The sequence below is a fragment of the Amycolatopsis sp. MJM2582 genome (assembly GCF_000754115.1).
GTDB classification, from domain to species: domain Bacteria; phylum Actinomycetota; class Actinomycetes; order Mycobacteriales; family Pseudonocardiaceae; genus Amycolatopsis; species Amycolatopsis japonica.
Genome location: NZ_JPLW01000008.1, coordinates 298,555 through 309,877, shown reverse-complemented (window position 1 = coordinate 309,877; position 11,323 = coordinate 298,555). Strand labels below are relative to the sequence as shown.

Genomic DNA, 11,323 nt, shown 5'->3' with positions numbered 1-11,323 from the left:
ATTGGCCGTGGATGACCATGTGGTGACCTGGCCGATGGCCGCTGGCACGCCATCGCCAGCAAGCGTGCGACCTCAGCGGCGCGATCAGTGCCATCGGCGGATCCATGGTGACCGATGACCCCATCCATGGCACCAGGCACCCACCGAAGCCGATCGGACATCACCTTGGCGTCATCCGGCAACCCCACCTCTGCCGGCAGCCGCCCGGACAGATCAAGATTCCGGCGAATGTGCTCGTAGAGCGCAACCCCGGTTATCACCACCGGCAGGTCAACCGACACAGACGTCACTCCCCCAAATCCACGACAGCACGCCATGGACCATACAAGTCTCGAACCTTGGCCTTAAACCAAATACGTCAGCCCGCAGCGTTACCGACGTCATCCTCAACTCGGCACATGCGCGCCTCGCGACAGCACGGTCAGCGGCATGAGCGGATGTTCGCGCAGCATGGATCTCGTCCCGGCGAAGGACCCGCGTGCGAAAGGTCTTCGTCGGATTGGACCGAGACGACCTGGCAGTGGTCGACGCACGGCTCAGCGCAGGTCGACCTCGATCCCGTGCTCGGCGAGCATGGTCAGGAGATCCTCCAGAGTGGTCGCCGGACGCAGCCGATGCTGGTCGTAGCCGGCAACGAGGTGTGCTCGGGCGACAGCCGAGTCGTGCCACACCAGTCGAAACGGGGGCAGCGCGCCGAAGCCGCCGCTGAGGCAGTCGTCCAGGGCATCGAGGTTCCAGCCGAAGTACCCGCCGGGGCCGTTGATCGCCTCGCCGATCGCGCAGTAAAACCCTTCGATATCCGTCACGAACCGGCCGTCGAGGTCGTAGGTGGTGCCGGATGGCGGGTCCGGCGCACTGGACTGGTGACCGAGCGCTACCCCGGCCCATTGGTGCCGGAGTTCCCGGCTGTAGGCAGCCCACAGGTTCCGTCGGGACGGCCGCCCAGCGCGCCACTGGTCCAGGATGTCGAGGACCCCAGCCGGCAGTGGTTCTCCTGAGACCACGTCGATGCTCACGTCCAGGAGTCCGGCACCGAGCCGCGACGGGGCGGCCGCGCTGACCGTTCCCGACACCACCGCGTCGATCACACGGCCGGCAGAACCATCGATGGCGACCATGTGGACGTCGCCGCGCAGCCAGCGGCGACGCCGGCTGGCCTTGGTCGACTGTCGCGACGCGTCGAGCGCGGCCAGCAATGGGGGTTCCGGTCGGCAACCGAGGAGTCTGACCTGTGGCACCGGTGCCGCGGCCTGCTCGCGGAACACGCCTGTGACGTCCTCACAGACGCCGTAGGGCGCCCCGTCCCAGCCCTGGACAACGAACTCGTCGACGCCGCCAGGTCGTGCCACGGCATCCGTGCGGTCGTTGACACACACGAACCCGTCGAGGTCGATGTCGACTGTTTCCGGCGCCGTGGCGTTCGACCGCTGCGCGAGCACGACGACATCGCACAGATCTTCCCCACACGACGGGGACGTAGGCGCTGTCAAAGAGACGTTGCCCAGCCAGGCTCGCTCGGTACCAAGTGCCTCAGCGGCCAGCCGGTCGAGGAGATCGGCGAGCACGCCGACCGGGGCGCACCCGACGAGCGTGAACTGCTCCCTCGACCGGGGCGGAAGGTCGACGAACAGTCCTTCGATCTCCGCGCACAGCGCCAGCGGGACGTCGTCATAGGAGTCATCGAAGCCGATGTCACCACAGAGCAGCCAGCGCGGGCCAGCCGGATGCTCCCATGTCCACCGCTGCTGCTCCGGTCGAAGACCGGCGTTGGGGTTGACCACCACCCCTACGACACTATCTGCAGGAGTGGCCGCGGCGGGCCCGATCGCCGTGATGGAGTCGTTGACTCGCGCTGCCATCACGTCCGCTCATCGGCATGAGGGCGCACTCGGCGGGGCGCGTGTCGTACGGAACGATGATCCAATGCTGGTTCAGGTGGAGCGGTTCTTCCGGAATCCCGGCGATGCCGTGTTGGTCACCGTGAGGACCCCGGTCGGGACCGTGGCGGCGTCTTGGGGCGGAAACCTGGAGTCCGCAGCAGGCGAGCACCACGTCGAGTGGGACCTCGACGAGGAGTTCCGGTGGAGGTTCAACTGCTCGCTGGCCACAGTCGAGGAAGCGTGCCTCTACCAGGACGAACGCGAAGTCTTCTGCCGAGGACGGCTTGGCCTCACCGAGGTTGAGGCGGCACTGCCGTTAGCGCACCTGGAACTGGCCGGAGCGATAATCGACCTCGGCCATGTCGACAACCTGCCTCAAGGGATGGCCGGCGCATGGGTCGAGATCAACCTAAGACCTGAGAAGATCAAGATCTATCCCTACGAGATATGACCTGCCAGTCGCTCATCGTCATGAGCGGACGCTGCTGGTTCGTTTGTGCCGCCGCGTCTTCGACCTGTGGCGGCTGCAGCGCTTGACGAGCTCCACGACCGTGGCGCTCCACACCAACATGTGAGGGCGCGGCGACGACCGGCGAGTCGCCAAGACCCCCGTAAGACTGCCCAACTTTGGGAAACATCAATGAGATTCGGCCACTCACATGAGGCCCTACAGACAGCTGTACGGTCTCACCGCTCGCGACATGTCGATCTCGTGCGACCTGCGGTTCCTCGGTTTTCTCACGATCACGTCACCATGATCAGTCTCGGCCGACGGTACTGGCTAGTGGTGGGCCCTGGTGAGATAGCACGGGGTGGTGAACGACAGGCTGATCGCGCGGTCGAATCGCGTCAGGTGCCCCTCGATCCGGGCTCCGTCAGGATAGGTCAACTCGCCATGGGCAACCAGGGTCCCGGCACCAACGGCAGCGAGTTCTTCATCGTGCACTCGTTCGCGAACATCCCGAAGAACTACTCGGTGATGGGCAAGGTCGTGCGGGGCATGGACGTCCTGGACAAGATCGTGGCCGCCGGGATCATCCCGACGGACCCGAACGGCCCTCAGGACGGCCTGCCCGCGAAGCCGATGAAGCCCCAGAAGGCCACCGGCGGCATCTACAACAGGCAACCCGACCTGCAGCTTGGGCAAGACCCGAGCGCCCGAACTGCAATATCGAATTCTCTCCTCCACCCATAGGGGACGAAGATGGGCGGAAAATCTACGCTTCACCAATAATCGAGTTCACAGCTTGGGACGCGGGAAGATTCCGCCGACATAAGGGTCAGTGCCAGAATTCGGGACGATGATCGGACCGTTGCCGACCAGCGACGACATTATCTCACCGTCCTCCAGGAACGCCCGGCTGTTACAGCTAAATGCCCACCCGTCATCGTTCTCAACACACCTGGCGATGACAATTTCCGTGGCATACTTAGGTCGAATCCTCTCATCAAGGAAACGTTGTGCGGCTTCGAACGCGTCTTGCAGTACCATTTAATTCGCCCTAATGAAGTAGAACCTGCTCCAGTAGTCATATGACATTGGACCATTGGGCATCAGCCGTTGAAGTCCAAGAACTCACCTTTCCCTGACGAAGGATAGCATTTCAAACGAGCGCATCGATCTCGTCTGCCCGTAGACAATCCCGCGAGCTCCGCCACCAGCCGCCTGCAACCCCTCCAGATCATTGTTCGACCACCTGCCGCGCGCCATGGCGCGTCAGCGTAGTGAATTCGACGCCATAGGGAACCGGCTCATCAGGGTAGAGATTCGTGACCGGAGCCCCCAGAGGAAGCAGCGGCCACCCGCCCACCGAGTCGAGCGCACCGCGCTCGACCGCCGCCGTTCCCTTGAAGCACGAGATGCATCGGGATACCCGGCTCGCGAACCACTGGCTGTTCGGCACCGTGCTCATTCGAACACCCTATCGAGGATAGGACGCTACCTGGCGACGCCTAATGCCGCGCCGCGGACGGGATGAACTCCGCCCGCTACTTTCACCTTCCGATCCACCTGACCGCCACCGGGCCGCGGCCGACGACGGGGCTGACCGTGGCGGTACCCGGGCACGTGGTGCTGCGCGGTGGCTGGAGTGCACTGAAGCACCTTGAACGCGCCGCGCTCATGCCAGCGCTCAGGCCGGACACGGCGCCCGCCGAGCAAGCCGGCCTCTTATGACCGGCGCGCCGATGATCACGACAATTACCTCAGGCCGGTGCGAGTTTCCGCTCCCGCTGCAGGATCGCGAGGGTCTCCAGCCCCTGGATCCGCGGGTCCTCCGACACCCGTCCGCGAGCTCGCGCGGCGTGCGTCCCCTTCGTTTCGCAGTTTTGGTGTCTGAGCTCTCGCTGGTTACGAGTCGGCAGAACCGATCCGCGCGCGGCGTAGAGCCCTGGCCGCGCCCTCGGTTCCTGCTGCGACTTCCCGGTCAAGTAGCTCCAGCATCCCCTGCTCGGCCAGCACCTCAGGCAGTCGCGCGGCAGCGTAAACGTCTCCGTTGTCGGCGCGTTGGCGCAGTGACACTGCGTCTCCCCGCGTGGCCAGCACGTCAACCAGGCGCGTGGCGGCGTGAATGTTGCCGGCGTCGGTGAGCTGGCGCAACTCCTCGACGTCTTCCCGCTCGACCAGCAGGTCAGCCAGTCGCCTGGCGGCGCGACTGTCACCGTTGTCGGCGAGTTGGCGCAACTGCTTCAGGTCCCCGCGCTCGGCCAGAAGACGCACCAAGAGGTCGGCGGCGTGATCGTCGCCGAGGTCGGCGAGTTCACGCAGCGCCTCGGCATCTTCCTGCTCGGCCCAGCAGGTCGGCAAACAGCGCGGCGGCATAGGGGAAGCGCGTTCGCGCAATACCTCGATGCCTTTTTGCCTGGCCAGCAGAATCGTGTAGGGTCTCACCGCTCGTGACATGTCGATCTTGTGCGACCTGGGCATTCTCGGCTGTCTCACGGTGACGTCACCATGGTCACTCTCAGCCTCATGGCATTTCTTCGGCGAACGTGAGCCCGATTCCTGCGGTGACCGGGCAGCATGGGTTGCTCCACCCGCCTGCTTCGAACGTCCTCATCGGGGTATGAGCGAGAATCGCCCAACTGGTGCAGCAGCCACTTCATGCACACCAGCTACCTCGCCGCCTCACCACGCATCGTGTGGTGGCGATCGGTCTCCGACCACGACACGATTACTGTCGACTGGCGACATACCGCCGAATACGGAGTCGACTGCACCGTGCCAGGGCGGGTACTCACGGACGAAAGGTGTGAACTCAGCGGCCGGGACACCTCAATCGCCCTGACGGATGAGTTCGCCGCGCGGGACAGCGGCGAATCCCTTGCGCGCGTTCCGTTTGCTGCCGTTGATCATGTCGTTGAACCTGTCCACGGTCCACGCCGCGCGCACTCCGCGGCGACCCATGATCAGCGGGACCGCACGGCCGAACTTCGGTTCGTCGACCCAGATGGTGTGCAGATCGTCCGGGGTGATGCCGGTGGCGATCCGGTCCGCGATGAGGGACCCGATGTAGGTGGCCTGAGCGAGCCCGTGGCCGTTGCACGCGAGGGAGTAGTCGACGTCACCGCCGATCGTGCCGGCGACCGGCAGCCAGGACGAGGTGATCCCGATCCAGCCGCCCCACGCGCGGGCGATCTCGACGTCCTCCAGCGGCGGGAAGCGCCGCGCGAACGCGCGCGCGAGGTCGGCGACCACCGCCTGATCGGGACGGCGCTCGGGAAGCGGGTAGCTTGTGGCGCGCTCGACTCGCCGGACGCCGAACACGATGGTGTTGCGGGACGTGAGGCGGTAGTTCTCCATGATGTTGTGCTGGGTGATGAGCCCGGACCGGCTGGTCCATCCGAGTGCGGCGAGACGGTCCCCGGCGATAGGCTCGGTCTCCACCTCGGTTACCCACATTGGTGACGACAGGCGTTTCGGCGTGATATCCCACTCGCCCGCATAGGCGTTCGTGGCCAGTACCACCTTCTCCGCCCGGACCATGCCGCCGGGCGTCTCGAGGGTGACACCGCCGTTGCCGCGGGCGATATCGACGACTTTCGATTGTTCGAAGAGCCGCACCGGCGAGGTGAGCACCGCGCTGCGCAGGCCACGGAGGAACTTCCCAGGGTTCATGATTCCGCCGCAGATCTCGCGCATGCCGCCGAGAAAGCCGTGCGGGATGCCCAGTTCGTGGGCCGTGCCCTCCTCGACGTGCGCCCCGGCACGGCGGAGGATTTTCGCGATACGACGCGTGCGCCCCAGCTGGCCGCGCGAGACGGCCGCGAAAACGTTGCCGGTGGCCTCGTAGTCGCAGTCGATGCCGAACGTCTCGATCAGGCCCTCGACGTGGGCGGCGGCGTTCTCGGTGAGGCGGAGGATCGCCGCCATGCGCTTGCGGTAGAGCAGGTTCAGCAGCTGGATGTCGCCGCCGGGCGCGCTCGCCAGCTGGCCGGCGTTGCGGGAGCCCGCGCCGTGCCCGCAGAACTCCGCTTCCAGCAGGACTGTGTCGACGCCGTGCTCCGCGAGGCGAAGTGCGGTCGCCAGGCCCGCGAGACCGCCGCCGATGACCGCGACAGAGCAGGTGAGGTTCTCCGTCAGCGGCGGTCGGATGTCAGTGGGCGGATCGACCCATCCGGTGAACGTGGTGTAGGTCGTGTTCGCGGTGGCGCTCATGCGGTTTCAACTCCGGAAGCGGGGGCGCTGGTGATCGGGTTGAGGCGTGCGTCGACCCGCTTGTCGTAGGCGACGAAGGCCGCATACGCCCGATAGATGACGAGCATCGCCAGGCCCCAGGTGAACAGCGCGAGGATGTAGAACCGGGTGTGGTCGGCGTCGTCGCCGGGGATTCGCCAGAAGTCGTAGATCGACGCGACGACAACGTTCAGCGCGGTGGCGCCAGCCACCCACGCGGCGTGGCCGCGTTCGCCGAACTTCCAGAGGCGCCAAGCGAAGTAGCACAGGAAGCCGGAGGTCGCGAGCGCGGCGATCAGGAGGAACACCTTGCCCGGCGTGCCGATCTCCTCGGCGAACCCGGAGAGGAGGAAGCCGAGTATCGCGGCGAGGGCGAAGGCGCCCACTTCGACTCGGGTCGTGGGCTTGTACCGGTGGGTGATGACCAGCAACCCGAGGACCAGGACCAGGGTGAACCCGATCGAGCGCGAGAACGCGTCCAGGAAGAAGGCGATGTGATGTGCCAGGGAGTCGGGGCCAGCCTTGGTAACCCCATAGATCAGGAAATTGATCCCCGATACCCCCATGATGATCCACTCGAGACCGATCAAATAGTTGTGATGGTCTCGGATGAACTTCACACCACAGATGAGTCCGACGGCGATCATCCAGATGTCCGCCGCGGCGAAGAGTACGTCGCGCATGGCAGCGCCTCCTTGAGGGTGACCGTGATCTCATGTGGCTCCCACAGTGGCGCTATTGCGAGGACGCCCGCTACGCCAAGGTGCAACCAAGTACCGCGACCGGCGCAACACACTGCACCACGACGTCATGTGACCAGCACCGCGACGGCCCGGGCGGTGCACTGTGCACCACGTCCTCGCGCAGAACGGGGCACGGCGGCGTAGAGCCCGGGCCGCCGTGGCGGGCACCGTGTAATCACACACCGACGTGATCACCACCGAAAGGCCCCACGATGAGCGCATCGCAGCACCGGCCCGAGGAATTCGACATCGTCATCATCGGTGCCGGCATCTCCGGCATCGGCGCCGCGCGGTACATCGTCGAGGCATTCCCCGATAAACGCGTCGTCGTGCTCGAAGGGCGCGACAACATCGGTGGCACCTGGGACCTGTTCAAGTACCCCGGCATTCGATCCGATTCCGATCTGCACACCTTCGGCTACGAATTCAAGCCCTGGAAGGATCGCGCCGCCATCGCGGAAGCTCCCAAGATCCTGGACTACCTGCGCGAGACGATCGAAGAGAACGACCTGGGCGGGCTCGTCCGCCTCGGGCACAGCGTGCAGCGCGCGGAATGGTCGAGCACCGACGCGCGCTGGACGATCGACGTGCGCACCGCCGACGGTGACAAGCGTGTCTCCGCCAACTGGATCTTCGCGGGCACCGGGTACTACAGCTACGACGAGGGCTACACCCCATATTTCGAGGGCCGCGACGACTTCGCCGGCGACATCATCCACCCGCAGCACTGGCCCGACGGCTACGACTACGCGGACAAGAAGATCGTCGTGATCGGAAGCGGCGCCACCGCCGTGACACTGATCCCGTCACTGCTGACCGGCGAAAGCACCGCCGCCCACGTGACCATGCTCCCGCGCACCCCCACCTACGTGCTGCCCTGGCCGAAAGTCGATTCCCTCGCGCTCCTGTTCACCCGGCTCTTCGGTGAACGCCGCGGCTACGCGATGACCCGGTTCAACAACATCTGGATCGATCGCGGCGTGGTCAAGTCCCTACGCACGTTCCCGCGCCTCGGCCGCGCACTCATCCGGCGCATCAACAAGAAGTCGCTGCCCAAGGGCTACGACGTGGGCACCCACTTCAACCCGCCCTACGACCCGTGGGATCAGCGCCTGTGCCTCTCCCCCGACGGGGACTTCTTCGCCGTACTGCGCGAGGGCAGCGCCTCGATCGTCACCGACCGGATCACGCGTTTCACCGAGTCCGGAATCCAGCTCGAGTCGGGCGAGCACCTCGACGCCGACGTGATCGTCACCGCGACCGGCCTCAACGTGCGCCTGCTCGGCGGCATCGACCTGGTAGTCGACGGAGAACCGGTGAACCTCGCCGACAGCGTCGTCTACCGCGGCACCCTGCTCTCGGGCATTCCCAACCTCGCCATCGCGATCGGCTACACGACCTCGTCGTGGACGCTGAAGATCGGCATCCTGTGCCGCTACTTCTGCAAATTGGTCAAGCACATGGACGCCTTCGGCTACGACAGCGTCGTCGTCGAAGCCGACCCCGCCATGGAGACGCGTCCGGTCATGGACCTCAGCTCGGGCTACGCGCAACGGGCCCGCGAGACCACTCCGAAGCAGGGCACGGGTATGTGGCAGATGTCGATGTCGTACCCGCAGGACGCCAAGCTGCTCCGTGGTCCCCTGCTGGACGACGCGCTGCGGTTCGGATCCACCACCGACGAAACCGCGCCCGCGGCAGCGCCGGAGTCGATCCGTGCGTGAGGACACCGAGGACCGTTTCGTCACCCTGCCGGGTGGCACTCGTGTCTGCTACCGAATCGACGGAATGTCCGGGGGCTCGCGGGTCCTGCTCATCGCCGGCCTCGGCGAGGACCTGACGATGTGGTCCGGGCGGTTCGTCGCCGCACTCCTCGCGGCCGGTTTTCGGGTGATCCGGATGGACAACCGGGATTGCGGCCGCTCCACCTACGCGACCACTCCGCCACCGAGCACGCTCCGGCAACTGCTCGCCCGGCCCCGCCGGGACGCTTACACGCTGGCAGACATGGCGGCCGATGCCGCACAGCTCATCGAGCATCTCGGTCCGGGACCGGCGCACCTCATCGGGCGGTCGATGGGCGGGATGATCGCGCAGACCGTCGCGGCGCGGTACCCCGAACTCACCACGTCGCTGACTTCTTTGTACTCCACCACAGGCGATCCGAGAGTCGGGCAGCCTGCAGCGTCGACCATGGCACTGCTCGCCGCCCCGCCGCCGCGGAACCGGGAACAGGCCGTGCGTGCGCACCTTCGCATGACGGCTCATCTCGCCGGCACCGAGTTCCCGATCGACGAGGTCGAAGAAGCGGGTCACGCCGTGCAGACGTGGAACCGCACTGCAGGCGACGGTGCGGCGGGGACCGCCCGGCAGGTCCAGGCCATCCAGGCCTCCGGGGACCGGACGGCGGAGATCGCCCGCATCACGGCTCCCACCCTGGTGATCAACGGTGATCGCGACCGCATCGTCGCGCCATCCGGGGGTCATGCCACCGCGACCGCGATTCCGGATGCGCGGCAGGTGGTGATTCCCGGCATGGGGCACCACCTGCCCGACGCGCTCGCGCTCCTCGTCGCCGACCACGTCGTCGGACACCTCGAAAGGACATCAACATGACCGAGCTACGCACCACCGACATCGTCGTCATCGGCGCCGGGATCTCCGGGTTGACCGCGGCGCGGCGGCTGACACAGGCCGGGCGATCGGTCGTGGTGATCGAGGCCGGTGACCGTGTCGGCGGCCGCACGATGAATCTCGACGTCGCCGACGGCGTGACCACCGAAGGCGGCGGCCAGTGGGTCGGACCAGGCCAGGACCGGATCCTCTCGCTGCTGGACGAGCTGGGGCTGAAAACCTTCAAGACCCACGTCGCCGGCAAGTCGATCTACCACCGGCGCGGCCGCTCGAAGCGATACGAAGGCCTCGTCCCGCCGCTGAGCCCGCTCGCTCTCGCCGACTTCGCCCAGTTGCAGCTGCGGCTGGAGCGGATGGCGAAAACCGTACCGCTCGACGCCCCGTGGACCGCGCGCCGCGCCCGCTCCTGGGACGCCACGACCTTCGGGCACTGGCTCGACGCGAACGCGATGACCGCCGAGGCAAAGGAAATGTTCACCGTCGGCTTCTCGGTGACCAACGCCGAGGACCCGCACTCCACGTCGCTGCTGGTGCAGCTGGCGCGGATCCGGGGCGCCGGCGGGATCGACCACACCCTCAACATCACCGGCGGGGCACAGGAATCGCGGGTGGTCGGTGGCACGGTCCGGGTCGCGGAGCGCCTGGCCGAGGACCTCGGGGACGCCGTGGTGCTCGACTCGCCCGTCAGCGAGATCGCGCAAGACGCTGACGGAGCCTCGGTGCGGTCGGCGCGGGCCGACGTCCGCGCAGACCGGGTGATCGTCGCGATGTCACCCGCCGACGCCGCCCGGATCCGCGTCACACCCGGTCTGCCCACCCGCCGCACGATGCTGCAGCGTCGCTGGAGCGGCGGCGCGGAGAGCAAACTCTTCGCCGTCTACGACCGCCCGTTCTGGCGTGATCAGGGCCTGAGTGGCCAGGCGGTCACGGACCTGCCGGTCACTCGGTACGTCGTCGACAATTCCCCGCCAGACGGCAGCGTCGGAATCCTGCTGTCCTTCCTCGGCACCGCCGGCGCCGGAAGCGGCCAGCACTTGCCCGACACGATCCTCGACGACCCCGCCGCACGGCGCTCCGCCTTCCTCGGTGATCTGACCGTGCTGTTCGGGCCCCAAGCGGCGAACCCGGCCGCCTACTTCGAGAAGGAGTGGACGCACGAGCCATGGATCAGCGGTTGCGTCGGCTCCCGCGCGCCGGGATCGCTGACCCAGTACACGGACGCGGATCGTCAGCCGGTCGGGCGGATCCACTGGGCCGGCACAGAAACCGCGACGATCAATCAGGGCTACTTCGACGGTGCGGTCCGTGCAGCGGAGCGCGCCGTCCACGAGGTGATGGACTTCGGTCCCGTCAGCGTTCCGCGATGAATCCGTAGGAGATCGACGCGCCGC

11 protein-coding genes and 2 pseudogenes are annotated in these 11,323 nt (G+C 66.4%); 6 read left to right on the top strand and 7 right to left on the bottom strand.

Features of this window, described 5'->3' with window-relative positions:
* Both ED92_RS43595 and ED92_RS43590 read right to left on the bottom strand, forming a co-directional pair.
* On the bottom strand, positions 1–281 hold a 281-nt coding region (locus ED92_RS43595), incomplete at its 3' end, for a hypothetical protein (protein WP_235213503.1).
* 255 nt (positions 282–536) lie between these two features.
* Positions 537–1,859: a barstar family protein gene (locus ED92_RS43590; protein ID WP_081976066.1), complete on the bottom strand. Its 1,323-nt coding sequence runs from the start codon at positions 1,857–1,859 to the stop codon at positions 537–539.
* A 64-nt stretch (positions 1,860–1,923) separates the two neighbouring features.
* Here ED92_RS43590 and ED92_RS38725 point away from each other — a divergent pair, with 64 nt between their 5' ends.
* The gene (locus tag ED92_RS38725; RefSeq protein WP_037347409.1) at positions 1,924–2,331 is read left to right on the top strand and encodes a hypothetical protein; all 408 of its coding nucleotides are present in this window, start codon (positions 1,924–1,926) and stop codon (positions 2,329–2,331) included.
* Between the two features lie 189 nt (positions 2,332–2,520).
* Positions 2,521–2,991 (top strand): annotated as a pseudogene (locus ED92_RS43725) (peptidylprolyl isomerase); the annotation flags it as partial.
* Between the two features lie 129 nt (positions 2,992–3,120).
* Here the strand turns inward: ED92_RS43725 and ED92_RS42275 are convergent.
* The 3 genes from ED92_RS42275 to ED92_RS43220 all read right to left on the bottom strand — a co-directional run bounded on the left by ED92_RS42275 (position 3,121) and on the right by ED92_RS43220 (position 4,782).
* Positions 3,121–3,372: a YrhB domain-containing protein gene (locus ED92_RS42275; protein ID WP_081976058.1), complete on the bottom strand. Its 252-nt coding sequence runs from the start codon at positions 3,370–3,372 to the stop codon at positions 3,121–3,123.
* A 190-nt stretch (positions 3,373–3,562) separates the two neighbouring features.
* Entirely contained in the window at positions 3,563–3,793 is a 231-nt protein-coding gene (locus ED92_RS42650) for a hypothetical protein (protein ID WP_152611153.1), read from the bottom strand.
* A 437-nt stretch (positions 3,794–4,230) separates the two neighbouring features.
* A complete protein-coding gene (locus tag ED92_RS43220; RefSeq protein ID WP_200882807.1) occupies positions 4,231–4,782 on the bottom strand; it encodes a hypothetical protein in 552 nt (183 codons plus the stop codon).
* 120 nt (positions 4,783–4,902) lie between these two features.
* On the opposite strand from ED92_RS43220, the pseudogene ED92_RS43880 reads away from it, so the two are divergent.
* Positions 4,903–5,067, top strand: a pseudogene (locus ED92_RS43880) (DUF5984 family protein); the annotation flags it as partial.
* An 87-nt stretch (positions 5,068–5,154) separates the two neighbouring features.
* On the opposite strand, the gene ED92_RS38705 reads toward ED92_RS43880, so the two are convergent.
* On the bottom strand, positions 5,155–6,537 hold the full coding sequence (locus tag ED92_RS38705; protein WP_037347406.1) for an FAD-binding oxidoreductase: 1,383 nt from the start codon (positions 6,535–6,537) through the stop codon (positions 5,155–5,157).
* Entirely contained in the window at positions 6,534–7,238 is a 705-nt protein-coding gene (locus tag ED92_RS38700) for a hypothetical protein (RefSeq protein ID WP_037347405.1), read from the bottom strand. The genes ED92_RS38705 and ED92_RS38700 overlap by 4 nt, the downstream gene beginning before the upstream one ends.
* A 272-nt stretch (positions 7,239–7,510) precedes the next feature.
* On the opposite strand from ED92_RS38700, the gene ED92_RS38695 reads away from it, so the two are divergent.
* From ED92_RS38695 to ED92_RS38685, 3 genes are read left to right on the top strand one after another with little or no spacing between them, the layout of a single operon-like run.
* Positions 7,511–9,022: an NAD(P)/FAD-dependent oxidoreductase gene (locus ED92_RS38695; RefSeq protein WP_037347403.1), complete on the top strand. Its 1,512-nt coding sequence runs from the start codon at positions 7,511–7,513 to the stop codon at positions 9,020–9,022.
* On the top strand, positions 9,015–9,914 hold the full coding sequence (locus ED92_RS38690) for an alpha/beta fold hydrolase (RefSeq protein WP_037347401.1): 900 nt from the start codon (positions 9,015–9,017) through the stop codon (positions 9,912–9,914). Before ED92_RS38695 ends, ED92_RS38690 begins: the two co-directional genes overlap by 8 nt.
* On the top strand, positions 9,911–11,299 hold the full coding sequence (locus tag ED92_RS38685) for an FAD-dependent oxidoreductase (RefSeq protein WP_037347400.1): 1,389 nt from the start codon (positions 9,911–9,913) through the stop codon (positions 11,297–11,299). Before ED92_RS38690 ends, ED92_RS38685 begins: the two co-directional genes overlap by 4 nt.
* The last annotated feature ends 24 nt before the right edge of the window (positions 11,300–11,323 follow it).